Annotated in this window: 13 protein-coding genes; 12 read left to right on the forward strand and 1 reads right to left on the reverse strand. The window is 37.8% G+C overall.

What is annotated here, in order from left to right:
* The first annotated feature begins 93 nt into the window (after positions 1–93).
* The 10 genes from J0M37_10240 (at position 94) to J0M37_10285 (ending at position 14112) form a co-directional block, all read left to right on the forward strand.
* On the forward strand, positions 94–1503 hold the full coding sequence (locus J0M37_10240; protein MBN8585465.1) for a hypothetical protein: 1410 nt from the start codon (positions 94–96) through the stop codon (positions 1501–1503).
* Between the two features lie 597 nt (positions 1504–2100).
* Positions 2101–2301: a 30S ribosomal protein S21 gene (gene rpsU, locus J0M37_10245; protein MBN8585466.1), complete on the forward strand. Its 201-nt coding sequence runs from the start codon at positions 2101–2103 to the stop codon at positions 2299–2301.
* Between the two features lie 201 nt (positions 2302–2502).
* Positions 2503–3096 (forward strand): hypoxanthine phosphoribosyltransferase, encoded by a 594-nt coding sequence (hpt, locus tag J0M37_10250; protein MBN8585467.1) that lies wholly within the window; start codon positions 2503–2505, stop codon positions 3094–3096.
* 125 nt (positions 3097–3221) lie between these two features.
* Positions 3222–5270: an ATP-dependent zinc metalloprotease FtsH gene (ftsH, locus tag J0M37_10255; GenBank protein ID MBN8585468.1), complete on the forward strand. Its 2049-nt coding sequence runs from the start codon at positions 3222–3224 to the stop codon at positions 5268–5270.
* Positions 5271–5515: 245 nt separating this feature from the next.
* Positions 5516–6172, forward strand: coding sequence for a hypothetical protein (locus tag J0M37_10260; GenBank protein ID MBN8585469.1), 657 nt, complete (start codon positions 5516–5518; stop codon positions 6170–6172).
* Positions 6173–6396: 224 nt separating this feature from the next.
* On the forward strand, positions 6397–7509 hold the full coding sequence (gene ychF, locus J0M37_10265; protein ID MBN8585470.1) for a redox-regulated ATPase YchF: 1113 nt from the start codon (positions 6397–6399) through the stop codon (positions 7507–7509).
* Between the two features lie 209 nt (positions 7510–7718).
* Entirely contained in the window at positions 7719–9011 is a 1293-nt protein-coding gene (locus J0M37_10270) for a GWxTD domain-containing protein (protein MBN8585471.1), read from the forward strand.
* Positions 9012–9569: 558 nt separating this feature from the next.
* On the forward strand, positions 9570–9890 hold the full coding sequence (locus J0M37_10275; GenBank protein MBN8585472.1) for a hypothetical protein: 321 nt from the start codon (positions 9570–9572) through the stop codon (positions 9888–9890).
* Positions 9891–9901: 11 nt separating this feature from the next.
* Entirely contained in the window at positions 9902–12760 is a 2859-nt protein-coding gene (locus J0M37_10280; GenBank protein ID MBN8585473.1) for a T9SS type A sorting domain-containing protein, read from the forward strand.
* Entirely contained in the window at positions 12757–14112 is a 1356-nt protein-coding gene (locus J0M37_10285) for a T9SS type A sorting domain-containing protein (GenBank protein MBN8585474.1), read from the forward strand. The genes J0M37_10280 and J0M37_10285 overlap by 4 nt, the downstream gene beginning before the upstream one ends.
* 177 nt (positions 14113–14289) lie before the next feature.
* On the opposite strand, the gene J0M37_10290 is transcribed toward J0M37_10285, so the two are convergent.
* Positions 14290–14751 carry a hypothetical protein gene (locus J0M37_10290; GenBank protein ID MBN8585475.1) on the reverse strand — a complete coding sequence of 154 codons (462 nt, stop codon included), beginning with the start codon at positions 14749–14751 and terminating at the stop codon, positions 14290–14292.
* A 75-nt stretch (positions 14752–14826) separates the two neighbouring features.
* On the opposite strand from J0M37_10290, the gene J0M37_10295 reads away from it, so the two are divergent.
* Together J0M37_10295 and J0M37_10300 are read left to right on the forward strand one after the other, a co-directional pair.
* Positions 14827–17889, forward strand: a complete 3063-nt coding sequence (locus J0M37_10295; protein ID MBN8585476.1) for a lamin tail domain-containing protein — start codon at positions 14827–14829, stop codon at positions 17887–17889.
* 17 nt (positions 17890–17906) lie between these two features.
* Positions 17907–19982: a tetratricopeptide repeat protein gene (locus J0M37_10300; protein ID MBN8585477.1), complete on the forward strand. Its 2076-nt coding sequence runs from the start codon at positions 17907–17909 to the stop codon at positions 19980–19982.
* Positions 19983–20128: the final 146 nt, after the last annotated feature.

Here is a 20128-nt window from a genome sequence, read left to right on the forward strand (position 1 = left end):
AGTATAATGAACAATAAAACTGAAAAACGAACTATATTATTAAAGCCAAAAGCAATTAGCTTAGCTGTGGTGTTAATCTTTTTTAGCCAAATTGTGTTAGGTCAAGAAGTAGTTTGGCAGAAGACTGATCTCTATTCTAATTGGACAACAGGAAATTCCATTAAACAAACGAGTGATGGAAATTACGTAATTGCCGGGAGAAGAGGGGGAAGCGGGTACTGGGGTTTCGTGGCAAAATTAAATAATACAGGTGATACTCTGTGGGTAAGATATTTACCTGCAACTATAGGGATGACTTCTGTAATTGAAACTTCAACTGGTGATTTTGTTGCAGTGGGAGACAACCGATTGGTTGTAAAATTGAGGCCAGATGGCAGCATAATCTGGATGAAGAATATACCAGAAACCGGATATAGCTTGTATTTCTATCACTTGATTGAAACGAATGATATGAAAATCATTGCAGTTGGTAAATGTGAAACCGGCAGCCCCACTGTAAGATCAGGATATATGGTAAAAATTGATACTAATGGAAATAAATTGTGGTCAAAAATAATTAGACCGGGAAATACTCAAAGTACAATTTATCATCTAAAACAAGTTGCCGATGGAGGTTTCATACTAGCAGGTGGAATTACGATAATCAATAATGTACAGCAACTATTGGTTAGAACAAACATTAATGGAGATACTTTATGGTCTAAATCATATGGAAGTACATTTAATGATCACAGTAATTCCGTTTTTCAAACGCCGGATTATGGTTTCTTAATAATTGGCACAATTTGGTACAACAATCAGTACATTAAGTTGTATTACACAAAAACAGATAGTTCCGGAAATTTACAATGGTCAAAAATTTATGGCGATACAAATACATATTTTAATTTGAGGTCATCGGATTGTGCTGTTAGGGTAGAATATAATAACACTTATGTCATTACAGGAGTTAAATCCACTGAAGCGTTTTTATTGGCAATAGACCCTTTAGGCAATAAAGTTTGGGAAAAAACCTACCCGCTAGATACACTTGAAATTTCAGGATCATCTGTAGACTTATGCAATGATAGTTCCTATATTGTCAGTGGAGACGCTTTTAATTTCCCGCCACTTGAACTGGATGCGCAATTTCTTTATGTTTTAAAGACTACCAAAGCAGATCCTATTGGAATACAGCATACTGGAACTGAAATCCCCAAAAAGTTTCAACTTCACCAAAACTATCCAAATCCTTTCAATCCTACTACAACTATACGTTATGATATTCCCCTCTGGAGAGGGGTGTCCGAAGGACGGGGTGTGTTTATATCAATAAAGATATATGATCTGCTTTGCAGAGAGGTATTCAGTGTTAGCGAATACAAACAAGCCGGAAGTTATGAGATGATGTTTGACGGAAGTAATTTGGCGAGCGGGCTTTATTTTTATAGCCTTGAAGCAAGTCCTTCGACAGGCTCAGGACGAGGATACTTTGAAACCAAGAAGATGGTTTTGATAAAATGATCCCGCCAGGGCGGATCTGCGAAATTGCCAAAAGCATTTTCCTGAAAATGAAGTTTAGAATCGTTTATAACCCTGCAGGCTCTTGGAGACCCGGCAGGTTTTGCTTTTGTGGCACTACTCTCTTTCCCAAAATCTTGTCGTGCTGAGCGGAGTCGAAGCACATGGATTTCAGCCCTTCGACTCCTCTAAGGCGACATCTATTTTTTATAGTCGAGCCACTATCAAAGCCAGTCCATAGGCTTTCAGGGCTCGTTATTAATTTTATGTTAATCATAATTACAAACCCTAAAAGGGTTCGGCTACGGTTTATTTTGAAGACCTGGCAGGTTTTGCTTTTTGTAGTCGAGCCACTGTCTAAGCCAGTCCATAGGCTTTCAGGGCTTGAATCAATTTAATCCTTTCCGTGCCTCGCACATTATGGCAGGCGTGAAAATAATGAAATTCGTGAAATTCGCTAAATTCGCGAAATTAGTGGTTAGGCTTTTGCGTTTAAATCATTCTTTGATCAAAAATTACATATTAGCGCTTATATAGATTTTAAATTTTAAAATTGTTATATTTGTAAGCTAAAATCCATAATAAAGGGGTGAAAAAAATTTGATCAAAGTAACACTTCAGGAAAACGAATCTATAGATAAAGTCTTAAAAAGATTCAAAAAGAAGTATGAAAAAGCCGGCGTTTTAAAAGAAGTACGTAAAAGAGGCTTTTTTGTAAAGCCTTCAATAAAAAAACGCATGAAAAAGGCTAAAGCAATAAGAAGAAATAAAAGAACTCTGGCGGAAGAAACTGCGGCTTAATACCGGTTTTAAAGCTAATAGATTTTCCCATCCATAACAGCAATAAAGGATGGGTTTTTTATTATAGTTTTAGGTTATCCGGCTGAAAATTGTTGTTGGTGAAAACACCAACAACTGCTATCATGAAAGATAACAGCAAAAAGACGGGTTTTTATTATCTTCACTTTTGAAACTGCTAATCATTAATTGTTGTTCTAACATTTGAAATTACAGCAAAAAAGTACAGGGGAGGCAAACAGTTCACAAAACAATTCCCAAACTTCAGAAAGTACATCAGCAGGCAATTTAAAGCCGTTCATTTCGTCTGAAGAGATACAGAAGCGTTTAAAAGAGCTTGCCGGAAAAATAAGCAGTGATTATCAAGGCAGGATCCCTGTGTTCATTGGTGTGCTTAACGGTTCTTTTATTTTTATCAGCGATCTTGTAAGGGAAGTAACACTTGATGTTGAAATTGACTTCCTGAAGCTTTCAAGCTACGGCGACAGCAAAATATCTTCAGGTGAAGTTAAGCTGCTTAAAGACCTTAACTGCCAGATAGAAGGAAGGGATATAATAATCGTTGAAGATATCATTGATTCGGGACTTTCGATAAAATATATTCGCGACCTTGTGCTTTCGCACAACCCGAATTCACTCGAGTTCTGCGCCCTGCTGATAAAAAAAGGCCTGAGCAACTTATCATTTGAAATAAAATACACGGGATTTGAAATTGAAAATAAATTTGTAGTTGGCTACGGACTCGATTACGCGCAGAAGTACAGGAATTTGAAAGAGATATGTATATTAGATTCATAACCTTGATTACCATGATAACCTTGATTACCATGATAACCTTGATTACCATGATTAAAGGATTAGCTTGATTTAAGATTAACAGATCAACAGATTAACAAAAATTTAGTTTAAAGAAAAAATAATAGATGTCAGAAGATTTTTCAAATAACGGTTCAAACCAGAAGCCTCCTAAAAAAAGGCGGAACGAAGAGTTCAACTGGAACAGGGTATTTAAAGTGGTTCTTGGGTGGAGCGCGATACTTTTCGGCTTTTTCCTGATTATGATATGGTCAAAATCAGGTGATGGCGGAGAAGTAGAAATAGGCTTTGACCAGTACCAGAAGCTCCTTGCCGAAGACAAGATAAAAGAAGCTGTCGTAAAAAAGCTTGATAACACATTCACATTTCACGGCGTATTAAAACAGGCTGAGCCTTTGAATGTTGGCAGCCGCCAGGTATCAGCAGATAAGTTCACAGTGCTTTTGCCATACACCAATATTGATGACGCAGTTATCAAAACATGGAACGATAAGCAGATAGCATTCCGCATAGAAAAGGAAGATACAAGCTGGATAGGTCCATTGATAGGCGCATTGCCGTGGATACTTATTATCGTATTCTGGATTATTATAATGCGCAGGATGCAGGGGCAGGGCGGCGGAACCAAGGGAATATTCTCCTTCGGTAAATCCAAAGCCAAGATGCTAACCGAAAATCAGCTTCGCGTTACATTTAAAGATGTTGCCGGCGCTGATGAAGCAAAGTATGAGCTTGAAGAAATTATTGAGTTTTTAAGAGAGCCTTCAAAGTTCCAGAGGCTTGGCGGCAAGATTCCAAGAGGCGTTTTACTGCTTGGACCTCCGGGAACAGGCAAGACACTCCTTGCAAGAGCAGTTGCAGGCGAAGCCGGCGTGCCGTTTTTCAGTATTTCAGGAGCTGATTTTGTTGAGATGTTCGTTGGTGTTGGGGCATCAAGAGTACGTGACCTTTTTGAAAAAGGCAAGAAGAACGCGCCGTGTATAATTTTTATTGATGAAATTGATGCTGTCGGCAGGCACCGCGGTGCGGGTCTCGGCGGCGGACATGATGAACGTGAGCAGACCTTGAACCAGTTACTTGTTGAAATGGATGGCTTTGAACAGAATGCGGGTGTAATAATTATAGCCGCAACAAACAGGCCTGATGTACTTGACCCGGCTCTTTTAAGGCCCGGCAGGTTTGACAGACAGGTTGTTGTTGACAGACCCGATGTAAAAGGCCGTGAAGGAATATTTAAAGTTCACGCAAGAAATATTCCTCTTGATAAAGGTGTTAAGCTGGATATTCTTGCAAGAGGCACACCTGGGCTATCCGGAGCGGATATAGCAAATCTAGTAAATGAAGCTGCACTACTTGCTGCACGCAAGAACCAGAATGTTGTGACCATGGCTGATTTTGAAGAAGCCAAAGATAAAGTTCTGATGGGGCTTGAAAGAAAAAGCATGCTGATATCTGAAGATGAGAAAAAGACTACGGCTTATCATGAGATAGGACATGTACTTGTAGCTAAAATGATCCCCGGAACCGACCCAATACATAAAGTAACAATTATTCCGAGAGGAAGAGCTTTGGGTGTTACAGCATATCTTCCTATTGATGAAAAGCATACTCATTCAAGAGAGTATATTGAAGGCAGAATCGCTATGATGTTCGGCGGCAGGGCAGCCGAAAAGATAATTTTTAATCAGCTTACTACAGGCGCGAGTAACGATATTGAACGAGCCAGTAAGTTAGCCAGAATGATGGTTTGTGACTGGGGAATGAGTGATAAGTTAGGACCGGTAAACTATGGTAAAAAGGAAGAGGAAATATTTTTAGGTAGAGAAATTGCGCAGCACAGGGATTATAGTGAACATACCGCAATTACTATTGATGAAGAAGTTATGAAGATCATTAAGACGCAAATGGAAAGAGCTGAAAAAATTCTGAGTGATAATGTTGATATGCTGCATAAACTTTCCTTGGCATTATTGGAGCGTGAAATACTTGATAATGAGGAAATTGATAAGATCATGCGCGGTGAAGCGCTGCCGCCGTATGAGAAGATAAAGGTGAACGGCGATACGGCCGCACTGAACGGTGTGAACGGTAAAACTGAAAATACCGGATCTGAGATCAAAGCTGATGATGATAAATCAACAGATAAAAAAGATTAAAATTACAATTAAATAATTTTTACAAAATGCCTGCCTGGCAATTTAATTACAGGCAGGCTTTATTTTTGGGATTGAGAGATTCACATGCAAATAGTGTACTAGTTTAAATCGGGAATTCATAAATGACCCTCACCCCCTAACCCCTCTCCCAAAGGGAGAGGGGAGAGAACATTTTAGAATTTGGCTTAACTTTCAACCGTAATAAAATATGAAAAATTAACGGCACTAATGTTTAATTTTATAGATTGCAGAAAGAATACATAAATACAAATTCCACAACGCCGTTTCACGGCGAAATATACCGCAAGCTGATACATTACTCTTCAGCATCGATATCTATTGGCTATTTGTTCATTGAAAAAGAGATCGTGCTGCTGGTGCTTGCTATACTGCTTGTGTTAATGTTTATTGTTGAGCTGGTAAAATATAAAAGCAATTTTATTTATGACCTTTACCTGAAGAATTTTAAACATATGCTCCGCGAGCATGAGTATGACAGGAACCGCTTCCGCATAAACGGCGCATCGTGGGTGATATTTGCCGCGATATTCTGCATAATACTATTCCCGAAGCTGATTGCTGTAACGGGTCTGCTGATGCTTTCATTCGCTGACAGCACCTCTGCTCTGGCAGGCAGGCTTTTCGGGAAGAAACAGTATGCACCTAACAGGTCATACGTTGGTACAATTACATTTTTTGTTGTTGGGCTGTTTATAATGTTCCTTGCGCCGAAATATTTTTATACGGTTACTGAATATACAATTGTACTTATTGCAGTAATTGTAACAACAGTGGCAGACGGTCTTAGCCTGCCGGTTGATGATAATTTTACAATCCCCGTGACATGCTGCAGTGTAATGTACCTGCTGTATGTTATTTTTTATCCGGGGATAGTGTTTTAATTTACAAAATAGATTTTCAATTTTAAACCGTTAAAACGGTTTTTGAAAAAGATCAATATCTTTAACCCACGGATAAATCCGTGGGCTATGTTGGATTAATTTTTGTTGAAACAAAGATTTCATTTAGCCCACGACTTTAGTCGTGGGACAAATTGATTCAAGTTATTTTGAAACCGTTTTAACGGTTTCCACCAAGTATAAAAGAAACCAAATAAAGGAAACTAATGGGCTTAAAATGCGGTATCGTAGGATTACCGAACGTAGGTAAATCAACCCTGTTCAATTGCTTAACTTCATCCCAGCAGGCAGAAGCTGCCAATTATCCGTTCTGCACAATAGAACCTAACATCGGTGTTGTAACCGTACCTGATAAGCGTGTTGATGAGCTGGTAAAGCTGTACAACTCCAAAAAAATTGTAAAAACGGTAATTGAGTTCGTTGATATAGCGGGACTCGTTGCAGGCGCATCAAAAGGCGAGGGGCTTGGCAACAAATTCCTTTCGCACATCCGTGAAGTTGACGCAATTGTTCACATTGTGCGCTGCTTCGAAAATGAAAATGTCATTCACGTTAACAACAAGGTTGACCCTAAGGCTGATATTGAGATAATAGAGACAGAGCTTATCTTAAAGGATATTGAAACAATTGAGGCAAAGATACAGAAGACTGAAAAAGGGCTTAAGACCGGCGATAAGAAGATAAAGGATGAATATGCAAGCTACATTGAGCTGAAAAAACATCTTGAATCAGGCAGGCTTGCAAAGTATTACATCAATGAATACAAAAAAACGCATTCGCCTGATGACTACAAACATCTGCATGAGCTGAACCTGTTAACCGATAAACATGTGCTGTATGTTGCCAACGTTGATGATAAAAATATAGGAGGCAATGAGTACTCTAAGATAGTACAGGAAATAGCGCAAAAGGAAGGTGAAGAAGCTATAGTTCTTTCGGTAGGTATTGAATCTGAAATATCACAGCTTGAGCCTGATGAGAAGACTGAGTTCTTAAAAGAGCTTGGTATTGAAGAAGCAGGACTTGATAAGCTGATACATACAGCATATCATTTACTGGGACTTAAAACATTTTTCACAGCAGGCGAAAAGGAAGTACATGCATGGACCTTTGTGCAGGGCACAAAGGCGCCGCAGGCGGCGGGTATTATTCACACAGATTTTGAGCACGGTTTCATACGCGCTGAAATTATGAGCTATGACGACCTTGTAAAGCTTGGCAGCGAGCATGCAGTTAAGGAAAAAGGTCTTATGCGTGTTGAAGGCAAGGAATACGAAGTGAAAGATGGTGACGTTGTGTACTTCAGGTTTAATGTGTAATGCTTAAAGGAGTTAATAAAAGGGCGCATTTTTATGCGCCTTTTTTGTTGTCACAGCTTGTGTTTAAAATAGTCAAACTAACAGAACCCGCAAAACGGAAATTTTGTTTGTAATGTTAGAATTAATAATTTCCGGTTTTTCATTTGAATTTTCACTTTAATTATATTAATTTAAGAAAAATTCAAAAAATCTCATAAAATCATACCAAAATGAGAATATTATATACTATAATACTGCAGATAGCCCTCTTTCTCAGTTTATTCATAAGTCCTGCAGCTTCACAGGAATTTCATCCGAAGCCTGAGCTGTTTAACCTGGATATACTGAATTTTTATTCCACCGAAGGTACGCGTTCACGCGTGGATATATACGTTGAAATTCCGCTTAAGAACATGGAATTCAAAAAATCCAAAACAATCAAGAATACATATATTTCGAAGTTTGACCTGAATATAGATGTTAAAGATAAAGCCGGTAATGTTATTTACAACAATGTTTCCAAAGAAGAAGTAAGCACACAGGAAACAGGACAGGAGTACCTTTCACAAAATGCGCAGATATTAACCCGCAATATGTTCCTTCCGCCGGGTGATTATGAAGTGTTCGTTTCTGTTTATGAGCAGAGCACAAAGAACAAGACCGAAAAAAAGCGGGAAGTTACGGTTGAAGATTATTCAACACCGCCGCTTAGCATTAGTGATGTTATGATAGTATCCAGGCTTTCTTCAAATGACGGTAAAAAGATAATAACACCTGATGTCGGCAGAAACGTTGCCGCAATTGATACATTTTACCTGTTCTATTATGTTTATAAAAATAACGATGATGAAAAAATAGAACTGAACTGCAGGATACTTGACCCGGAAAAGAAGGAAGTTTACAATAAAAAGGAAGTGCTTGATGTAACCAGCGGAATATCTTTCCAGAACCAGGTATTTATGGCTGTGCCAACAGCGGAATTCGGTTACGGGAAATATACAATTGAAATAACCGCAGCCAGCAATAATTACAACTCTACAACTGATTCATGGTTTGAGAACCTGAGCCTTGACTTTCCGCTGCCGATGAAGGATATAGATATACTTGTTGAGCAGCTTCAGTATATTGCAAAAGGCGATGAAATGGATTTTATCCGCGACGGCAAAACAGATGTTGAAAAGCAAAAAAGATTCCTTGATTTCTGGAAGAAGAAGGATCCCAGCCCCAACACCAAGCGTAATGAAGTAATGCAGGAATACTACAGAAGGATAACGGCTGCAAATAAATTCTTCGGGAATGTTTATACGCAGGGGTGGAGAACTGATATGGGAATGGTTTATGTGATATTCGGTGAGCCTAATAATATAGAAAGACATCCGTATGATATGGATTCCAAACCGTACGAGATATGGGAATACTACCAGGATAACAAGCAGTTTGTATTTGTGGATAATACGGGGTTTGGTGACTACAGGCTGGTCTCGCCGATTTGGGATACTTTCAGGTATGAAAATTACAGGTAACTAAAAAATTATTTATATAAAATTAAAAGCCGCATTTAATGCGGCTTTTTGTTTGTTAATTTACATTTGATTTCACATATTTGTAAGTTACTGTTTACTACTGCAGTATTGTCGAAACGTCACAAAGTACATAATAATTTGGAAACCATGATTAATAATTATACTTAAATTATAAAATATTTCTGATTTTTTAATGCAAACTATTCTTAACTATTGACAAAACAAAAATACTATGTTATCTTTGTTTAAATTACCTAAACGTTATGAAAACTTTATAGAAACTTGAACCTTAAAACCCTAAATTATTTTGCTGTTATATTACTAACCATTTCTACCTTAAATGCAGTAGAAACCTTTTGCCAAGTAACTAATAATATTAATACCCTTACAAATAATAAATCAAGTATTGTATTAAAACTTAAATCACATTATACAAATTCAGAGAACAACCTACGGAATTTTCCGTTTGGATTTGGGATTGCTTTTGCTCTGAACTATGATCTGAAACAGAAAATTATGACATCAGGAGTGATCGGGAACTTCAGTATTAATTTATCATTGAAGAAGCTATTTTTATTGATAGAGTACGGCCAGTTCTTTGAAAGTAAATTAAAAACTAATACTTCTTATTCTTCAGCAGGTTTGAGATATAAATTCTTGAAGACAAAGCATAGCAGTTTAGCATTACATTCAGCAGTATTTGGCGTGTGGAATTCGTCCGGTTCCGGCGGTATTGGAGGGGGTTTATCCGGCTTCGTTGCATTGAACTACATGTATTCAACAACTGAATATTTTGGAATATCGTTCAGTTTACGATATCCGTTTGGCGGCTTTCGCAATACTTTGATAACAGCAGGTTTTCAATTTTTAACAAATTAAAAGGAGGAATAATGAATCTCTTAAAAACTTTACTTATTACTTTCATTTTAACTTACACCCCAAATTTATTTACACAGTTTGATCATGTCCAAGATGCACACAAACATGTTGTTAAGGAAGCATGGAATTTATTAAAAGTGAGTTACCCAGTAATTGATTATTTTGAAATGAAAACATGGATGATTGATAATGGAAATAATGGACCTTGGTATATGTATGATAAAGGGCGAATTCTAGCAGGTGCTTACAGAGAAGATGATGAAGACCTAATTTATAATTATACTTGTTGGAATGTAGCGTCTAGTACACATTTTTGGAAAGTACGTACTCCAGACAATCCAAATGAATTCGGCACCTTCTCTTTAGATGAATGTTTGATTGCTCATTGTAATGTCCCCGCTAGTGCTTGGAATAGGTTAGAACTATATAAAAATGGTGGGTGGATTTTTAAAAAACAATATACTTTGCCAAATGGTGATCCAATAACATCAGTTACTTTTAATTTGTGGGAAGGGGGCACTTATGAAGTTGTTAGCTTTGGTCCTATTGGCATGCGTTATCAAGGTTTGATTACAGGACCAAATAATTTGTACGAAACTGGTTATATGGAAATTACGGGACGTTATGTTGATTATAATGGTACTTGGGAAAATTATAATCCGCCTCTGAGAGTTAGATTAGGCGATTCAAGAAAATATTTTGTCTATGAAATTTTTGGAAGGATGACACATTGCTTAGTTGACCAAAGTGTTCCTGCACACACACATTTAGATGCTCACCCTGACGGTTTTCCTTGTTACAGGGGTGATTCTTATGAGACAAGAATGGACGGGCAGTATCAAAATTACACTGCTGCTAATACTGGAGGACAATTTGTAAATCCGTACGGTTACGGTGTTGACCCGGTTTTCTATTTGGCTTTTACAATGAACCAAATAGCCAGCAGGTTTCCTAGTAATGATGCAGATGGAGAATCTGAATACAACCAACCACCATTATTTACAAGCCAATTTTTAAATGGAGCGCCATTTTGGGATAGGAATATTTTTTCTCAACATGGTGAAAATGGAATTTCACAATCAAATTTTGAAACAATAGCCCATTACTGTATGAAAAATGCGATTAGGTTAACAGCAGGATTATTGTATTGGTTCACAGTTGAAACAGGCCAAACAGCAAATTCACCTCCTAACATTACTAACGTTTTAAAAGACAAACCTGATTACAATGTTTTTTGGAATGAAAAGATCCGTCTTACTAGCCAATTTACAGGCACGCAACCAATGAATTTTGCATGGGAATATAGAAGGTGCGGTAGCTTTAACGGCGGATGTCAAAATCAGTCCCCCTTACCAAATGGACTTCAATTATCTGCAGGTACTTCAAATTCGTATTTCGAAATTGCAAACAGCTTTGGAGTTAGTTGTCCTAATCTCTATAATTGTTATCAAAATACAAATTGCACGGTTGTTGGTCAATATCCTAATTGTGAAAATGGCATCCTGAACTATTCAATAAAATTAACAGCCGTGAATGATTGGGGTTCTTCGCAATTTCAATTTTCCAATCCAATATATCCGCGTGCAACTTTTCGACCCCCACCCTCAGGCGGTGGTGGCTGCCCATTTGTATATGTTTGGAACAGTGATTCAACATTGTATATGACTGACAACAATCTGTTACACCGTTCAGAATTCGATAATTTTGCGAATGTTGATATAACTGACAAATATAAACTTCAAATTCAACCAAACATAATAAACGGAAAATTCTCAATTCAAATTGCTGAACATGAAAACGACCATGATTATATTGATATGGTTAAACTTTATGCTGTTGACCATCCGCTTGGCACAAAAATTGCGGTAACAGAACACAATGATATCGTTATGTATGATACTACTATCGTGCAAGGGCCAGATGACGCAAATAGAAACGGGACGAATATAACTGCTAATATACAATATTATTACCAAGGCAAATTGATCGTATCGGGGAATTCCGGAGATAATATTTACGCACATTATGATTCATCAGCGCAATCAAATGCCGCAGGTAGGTTCAAAAAGAAATATAAAAACATACTAAACAGTATTATTCCTGACAGCATGGCTTTATTAGGAAATCTTGATAGAGAACCCATTGGCCCCAAAGGCATAGGCGGTGTTGCTTATATTTTTATTGACCCAAATAATCATATTGATAGACAATTTGCGATGAGAGAAAATATGTCAGAAGTTGTGATTCCTTTTTCAAATTTAAATGATGCAGTAGATCATGTAGAAATTAACTGGCAAAACGATTATTCAGTTTCTTATTTCGCAGTAGTTCCTATTGCGTACAGCGGCTTTACATTAACAGAGTTATCAATGAATGCAGCTATTCATTCAATAAACAACGAGAATGTTACAGAGCTCCTCACCATAAAAGATTTAAACTATGCTGAAATGGATAGTTCAGATTATATTACTATGATGTTTGATTCAATACCTGAACCTGAAAATGGCTGGGTTAGAGATTTTATAATTGAAACCAACGGAAGATATACAGTAGGAAATAGCTATTCAAAAGTTTTAAATTTGAGAAATAACAATATCACTTCAAATTACAGTTTTACGCTTCATAACAATTACCCAAATCCTTTTAATCCTAAAACTGTGATTAACTATGATATAGGCACAAATTCATTTGTTAAAGTTAGCATTTACAATCTTTTAGGGCAATTGATACAGGTATTGGTAAATGAAAGTAAGGTGGCCGGACAATATTCTGTAGAATTTGACGGATCAAATTTACCCAGTGGTTTATACATTTACAAAATTGAGGCAGGTGATTATATTGAGTCTAAGAAAATGTTACTTATAAAATGAAGAGAATATTAATTTATGTATTTATATTATTGATATCAAAACCCACTGCAGCGCAGTGGGTTTTGGATTATCAGTTTGCCAACAGCACAACAGGTGTTACGTCAATATCTGTTATAGATTCTAATTACGTGTGGTTCGTAGCAATTGATTCAATAAACAATCGGCAAATTTACAAGAAAGAAAATCAGGCTTTAAGTACAGTTAATTCTTCCGGTATATACAGACCTAATAAATTGATCGCTGTAAACAAAGACACCGCCTATATGAATGCCGTTAACGGGAGATTATACAGAACAAACAATTCTGGTAATAATTGGCTAATTATACGTGATTCAGTTTTATTCGGTTATACTTATAGTATTGACGTCCGATATCCTGATCACGTTGTTGCCGGTCAGTTTGAAAATGATTCAAGCATAAGTGTCCTATTCACTACTTCTAACGGAGGTATGAACTGGCTGCGGCAAGGTATTCCATTTACAACAGAATATACCATTTTTGATGTAAGTATTAAAGACCCGGCTCATATATATGCAGGAATGAATTGTCCGGGTATTAATTGCGGTAGTCTGCGTTATTGGTACACTTCAAACGGAGGAGATAACTGGTTGATAAAAGATATTTCATTGGTCTCAAATAATATGTGGATCTTAGCCCCGGTATTCAATATAAATAATACAACCGGATTTTTGTTTGCCCCGGGTTTTAATGTGTACAGATTTAAATCAATAAATGCAGGAATAAATTGGAGTTCCCCTGAGTACTTTTCGAGCGGTAATACTGAGGGCTTTGTCGGAATAAAAAATATTGACAGCACTCAAACTTGGTTTTCCGCTTCAGGGTTGAAAATATATAAAACTACTAATGATGGTGTTAACTGGAATGAAATGAATATTCCTATAGCAGCCGGGGAAAATATTTTCACATTTGATTTCATCAGGGTTGGAAACAAATATTATGGTTATTTAAGTACGGATAAAGGCAAGATTTACAGGCTTGTTGAATCTATTTTTCCAATCGGCATAACCCCCATTTCCACAGTAATTCCAAAATCATATTCACTGAATCAGAATTACCCAAACCCGTTTAATCCGGTTACAAAGATAAGGTTTAATTTGCCGCACTCTGGTTATGTGAAGTTGAGCATTTACGACGCATTAGGTAAAGAGGTAAGTTTACTTGTGAACGAAAATCTCCAGGCGGGTGTATACGAAACTGACTTTGATGCATCAAACATTCCAAGCGGTGTGTATTTTTACAGGCTTGAGGCTGTTGACCCATTGACTCCCAACCCTCATGAGGGCAAGACGCTCATCGTGACAGAAACAAAGAAAATGGTGTTAATTAAATAGTTCAGAAACTAATTTGTTTTTTTAAAAGCCGCATTTAATGCGGCTTTTTTTATTTCCCTCCAATAGGCTGTTGTGGTATTAAGTTCAGGTTGATATTACAACTGTCCTTCGACTCCGCTCAGGACGACAAATAAATCCTTCCTCGCAAAACAGGAAAATTTTAGATTGAAATTGACTTTAATATACTTCTTTATTCGTGATCTCGGCGGCAATGCCTTCCAAAAGATTTTTCATAGAAGCGGAATTTTTTATCTTGTAATCATTATCAGTTTTAACCGTCTCAATTTTGAATTCCGGGCCTGAATTCATAACAATTTTAATTACCTCGCCATTTGCCGGATCAACGCTTATAGTATAATCTTTTTTTACTTTTTTGAATTTGGTTATCCTGGCAATTTCATTTTCCAGCGCGCCTCTGCCTGATTTACGCATTTTTTCACCCAGCGAGTTATAGTGTGCCTGCAGCTCGGGACTCAGAATATTCCACGCTTTTGTCATATCACGCTGTTCTGCAGCTATTATAAATGCCACAACTGCGCCATCGGGTGTTTCGTGAATATTCTTGCAGCCGTTTAATGTGAACATCACTGTAATAAGCACGAATACCTTTAAAACTAACGGGAATTTAATATTTTTCATTGTTTTCATTTTCGTTGTAATACATCATTTATTTCTGTAAATTTACAAATATATTTTATCATTTTTAGCAATAATATGAAAATTAAATTCCTGAAGGCAGCAGGCTTACTATTGATTTTATGTAACTTAACCTTTTCACAGAATCCGGGTGATGTTGCATTAAATGAAATTATGTACGCGCCAACACCTGCAGCCAATGAATGGTTTGAGCTTTATAATAATACATCAGCGCCTTTCAACATGGCTAACTGGAAATGGAAGGACGCAACAGCTACAATAAGAACAATTACCACACAGAATATAGATCTGCCTGCAAGCGGTTACGCTGTTATTTGCCAGGATACTTCAGCTTTCAGAACAGCTTATCCGGGATTTACAGGTTTGCTCATTCAATCAACCGGATGGAGCTCATTAAATAATACAGGCACAGAAAACCTGATAATATTCAATGCATCAAATGTTGTTGTTGATTCAATTCAGTTCACAAATACATGGGGCGGAGGAACAGGCAGCCGCTCACTTGAAAGAATAAGCCCGACGGCTCCGACAAATCAGCAGAGCAACTGGGGTACATCTATTGCATCAGCGGGGGCAACACCCGGTTTGCGTAACAGCCTTTCACCGCTTGCCAATGACCTGGTGCTGAATATACTTTCATTCAGTAATAATAATCCCGTAATAGGTAATAACCTGCAGATAACTGCAAATGTTAAGAACCGTGGAACAGTAACTGCCAACACTTACAGCGTATCGTTTTATGATGATTACAATAAAGACGGAAATCCAACCCCGAATGAATTAATTAATACCGTTAATTCATCTTCACCGTTAAATTCGGGTGACTCTATTAACTACAATACTTCTAAAGTAATGGACTCACTTGGACTAAGGCAATTTATTACCGTGGTCACTTACGCACCTGATGAAGATACATCAAATAATAAACGCACGGGAACTGTAACAGTAATACCAGGCGGCGGCGGATTTGATTCACTGGTAATAAATGAAATTATGTACGCCCCCACAACCGGAACAGGAAAGGAATGGTTTGAAATTTACAACAAGTCATCAAATCCCGTTAACCTTGCCAACTGGAAATGGAAGGACGCAACTTCAACACAGCATACAATTACAACACAGGCTGTAAATATTCCCGCAAACGGATTTGCCGTGGTGTGTGAAGATTCAGCCGCAGTGAAGCTGTTCTATCCCAATAATCCGGGTATTTACCTGCAATCAACAGGATGGAGCGCATTGAATAACACAGGTGATAACCTTGTGCTGTTCAATTCAACCGGTACAATTATTGATAGTATCACATTCACCTCGTCATGGGGCGGAAGCGCAAATAATAAGTCACTGGAAAGAGTATCATACACAGCGCCAACAAATCAGCAGAGCAACTGGGGAACGTGTGTATCAACTATTGGAGCTACTCCGAACAAAGTTAACAGCTTAACCCCAAAGCCAAACGATCTTGCGCTGAACAAAATAACATTCAGCCGCACTTTGCCTGCACTTGGTGATACGCTTGGGATCATAGCGCAGGTTAAAAACAGGGGACTCAATTCCGCGCCATCTTACTCTGTATCATTTTATGATGATTACAATAAGGATAGTATTGCAACTCCTAATGAGCTTAAATCCACTGTGAATTCAACCGGTGTGTTGAATGCAGGTGATTCCGTAAACATAACATACTCGCAGATACTCGATAGTGCAGGCTTGCGCCAATACATTGCAGTTGTGAATTACGGCGCTGATGAAGATACAAGCAATAACAAATATGTAGCTTCAATTGAAGTTGCAGGTGGCTCAACTGCAGGCAGAGTTATAATAAATGAAATTATGTATGACTTCCCGGCGGGTGAGTGTGAATGGGTGGAAATATTCAATAACTCAGATTCTGTTGTAAACTTAAAGAACTGGAAAGTTTCAGATAACAGCTTAACACAGGTTAATATTACAGCAAATGATTACTTCCTTAACCCGCAAAGTTATGCCGTTATTTCGCAAAGCGGCGCAATATTTACAAACCATCCTTCAATAGATTCCGCAAAAGTAATTATCAATTCATCATTCCCATCGCTTAATAACACCGGCGACGCGGTTATTATTTACAAAATTAACGGCGCTGTTTCTGACAGAGTTGATTTCCTGCCGGAATGGGGCGGTGATAATTCATCGCTAGAGCGTATAGATATTAACGGTGTATCAAATGATTCAAGCAACTGGGCAAGCTCAATAGCATGTGAAAGGTCAACACCGACTTTAATAAATTCAATTTCAGCAGCGGTACATTACCATAGAAATGATCTTATAATTAATGAAATAATGGCAGCTCCGCTTACGGGACAGCCTGAGTATATTGAGCTTTACAATCCTACTGCCAATAATATTAATATAGTTGGCTGGCTGCTTTCTGAATCAAGCGGATCAAAAGGAATTACTGATACATGTTCGGCTATCATAAAACCGGGAATGTATGCAGTTATTGCAGCTGATACAAATATCTATAACGCCTTCCCGTACTTAAGAACACCTGACAGCACTCAGAAAGTATTTATACCGGGATCCTTAAACTTAAGCAATGAAGGTGACCTTGTTAAAATTGCCGATGTGTTCAGAACAATGATAGACAGTGTGTATTATTCCGATAACTGGTATAATCCAAACCTGCCGGGTTCAGGCAGATCGCTAGAAAAGATAAATCCCGCACTTAACGGCAATGACGGTAAGAACTGGAGCAGCTGTACTTTCCCCAATGGCGGTTCCCCCGGATTGAAGAACAGTATCTATACAAATACCAATTTTGCAACGGGAGAAATTTCTGTTTCACCGAACCCGTTCTCACCCGATGGCGATGGTTACGAGGATTTTACAATTATCAGCTACAAGCTTAAAAATTCAGTTTCACAGGTAAGAATGAAAATATATGACGTAAAGGGGAGGCTGGTAAAAACCATCATGAATAACCAGGCATCGGGTCCGGAAGGTCAGGTTGTATTTAACGGAATTGATGATGAGAACCGCAAGCTGAGGCTTGGCATTTATGTGATATTCCTGGAAGCTTTAAATGACCAGAACGGTGTAGTTGAAACAATAAAATCAACCCTTGTTGTAGGCGCAAAATTATAAGAAAGAAAAACCCATTAATGGCTAAGAATCAAACAGCGAAAAAAACACAATCAATAGATAAGCAGGTAAAAAAAGAGCAGACACCCGTACAGATCAATAAAATTGTTCTCTATATAATACTCGCAGTGATTTCCTTTGCGGTATATGCAAATTCACTGCAGAATGAATTTGTTTTTGATGATGAATCAGTTGTTGAAGGCGACCCAACTATAACAGAGCTTTCCAATATCCCGAAGTTCTTTACAGGTGAAATGGGATTTCACAAGGTAATTGGCGCTTATTACAGACCGGTTGTTTCAGCTTCATATACTATAGATCATGCTATATGGGGCTTGCAGCCCTTCGGTTTCCATTTAACAAATGTTATAATGCACATTATAAATGTGCTGCTGTTTTTTGCGCTGCTGCGGCTGATGTTTGAAAAGTCACAATCACCTTATAAAGATTATATCATCCTGATCGCCGCACTTATATTTGCTGTTCATCCAATACATACAGAAGTTGTAGCATGGGTCAGCGGGCGCACGGACGGGCTTTCATGCACATTCTTTTTTGCCGCATTTATTTTTTATCTGAAATACAGCAAAGAGCCGTCAAATAAAAATCTTGCGCTTACACTATTAATGTATGCTCTTTCGCTGTTTTCCAAGGAAATGGCTATCACTTTTCCTGCAGTTGTTATACTGTATGATATGATTATCAACAGGGGAGAGTTTAAAGAGCTGCTCAAAAAACGTTATATTGTTTACGGTTCTTTAATAGTGTTATCGGGTCTTTTTATGCTGTTAAGATGGTATGCATTAAGAACAGCGGTTCCAAGACCTACATATTTTTATTTTTATGAGATGGATACACTCACAGCGATTTTAACAATGCTGCAGACATTGCCACTATATTTCAGGTTATCAATTGCGCCGTATGGTATGCTTTACCATTATAGCGGATACATGCCGGATATTTCAAGCTTAACAGATATAAGAGCACTGTTTGCCGTATTTTTTATATTGATACTTGGCGGAGCTTCGGTTTATTTCATTAAACGCGCGCCGTATGTTTCTTACGCAATAATAATATTTTTTGTCACACTGCTGCCGGTTTTAAATATAGTGCCTACTATGAACTTTATGGCAGACAGGTTTTTGTATATTCCTTCAATGTTCGTAAGTATTATTGCTGCGGCTGCTCTATTCAGGTATTTTACTAAAAAGAACTATAACCTTGTTATGGGAATTTCAGCGGCAGTGCTTATATTATTTTCATACATGACATATGCCAGGAATGCAGAATGGAGAACCAATGATATATTGTTCCTAAGCGCTGAAGGCAGGCCGGGGACTGTGACTTATGTTAATATAGGCAATATATATGCAAACAAAGGAAATTTTGATGTTGCAGAGGTTTATTACAGGAAGGCGATTGACCTGCGCAAGGAAACGCTGATAGCGCATAATAATGTTGGCAAGGTGTTTATGGTAAAGGGTAATTATGATTCAGCTTACTACTATATTAATAAAGCATTCCTGCTGGATACCCTTTCACCAGAGCCGCAGTTCACGTTTGCGCAGATGTATCAGCGAAAAGGCGATATTCCGATGGCGATCCAGTGGCTTGAAAAGCTGTGTTCACACTCACCAAGGTATTACAATGCATCGGATATGCTTGCAGAGCTGAAAGCGCTGCCGCCGCCGCAAAATACAGGCGATAATCAGATTGTGCCGCCCGTGTTAAAGGATGAAAAAATGGAAAAGGTGAGAGTACTCGAAGAATCATCCTATAAAAATTACCAGGCTAAGAATTTTGATAAGGCTATTGATGAGCTGAACCAGCTTATCAAGTTAATGCCTGATAAATCCGCGGGATATTATAATAACATAGGTATGTGTTATATGGACCAGGAAAAGTACACCGAAGCAATAGAAAATTTTACAGTTGCGGCAACAAAAGATTCTAAATTTTCGTCTGCTTATAATAATATTGGTACCTGTTATGAAAGGATGAATGAAATTCCAAAAGCGAGGGAAAGCTACAAAAAAGCATTGCAGGTTGATCCCAATAATGAGCTTGCAAAACAGAATCTTGAGAAATTGAAATAAGAGTTTTATTACAGAGTATAAATTCAGAATTTAAAATTAACCCGCGGAATATTCTGCGGGTTTTTTTATTAACTGAAATTCAGCTTTAACATTTCGCTCCATAGGAAAATAATTAGATGCTCAAAGAAGAAACACACCCTCCCGCC

It is taken from the genome of Ignavibacteria bacterium (genome assembly GCA_017303675.1).
Taxonomy (GTDB): domain Bacteria; phylum Bacteroidota; class Ignavibacteria; order Tepidaquicellales; family OLB5; genus OLB5.

What these genes read in the sequence shown, in the direction of transcription:
- J0M37_10300 (MBN8585477.1), top strand. Translation starts at nt 17,907, where the DNA reads ATGGCTAAGAATCAAACAGCGAAAAAAACACAATCAATAGATAAGCAG.
- J0M37_10270 (MBN8585471.1), top strand. Translation starts at nt 7,719, where the DNA reads ATGAGAATATTATATACTATAATACTGCAGATAGCCCTCTTTCTCAGT.
- J0M37_10285 (MBN8585474.1), top strand. Translation starts at nt 12,757, where the DNA reads ATGAAGAGAATATTAATTTATGTATTTATATTATTGATATCAAAACCC.
- J0M37_10295 (MBN8585476.1), top strand. Translation starts at nt 14,827, where the DNA reads ATGAAAATTAAATTCCTGAAGGCAGCAGGCTTACTATTGATTTTATGT.
- J0M37_10280 (MBN8585473.1), top strand. Translation starts at nt 9,902, where the DNA reads ATGAATCTCTTAAAAACTTTACTTATTACTTTCATTTTAACTTACACC.
- ftsH (MBN8585468.1), top strand. Translation starts at nt 3,222, where the DNA reads ATGTCAGAAGATTTTTCAAATAACGGTTCAAACCAGAAGCCTCCTAAA.
- J0M37_10290 (MBN8585475.1), bottom strand. Translation starts at nt 14,751, where the DNA reads ATGAAAAATATTAAATTCCCGTTAGTTTTAAAGGTATTCGTGCTTATT.
- ychF (MBN8585470.1), top strand. Translation starts at nt 6,397, where the DNA reads ATGGGCTTAAAATGCGGTATCGTAGGATTACCGAACGTAGGTAAATCA.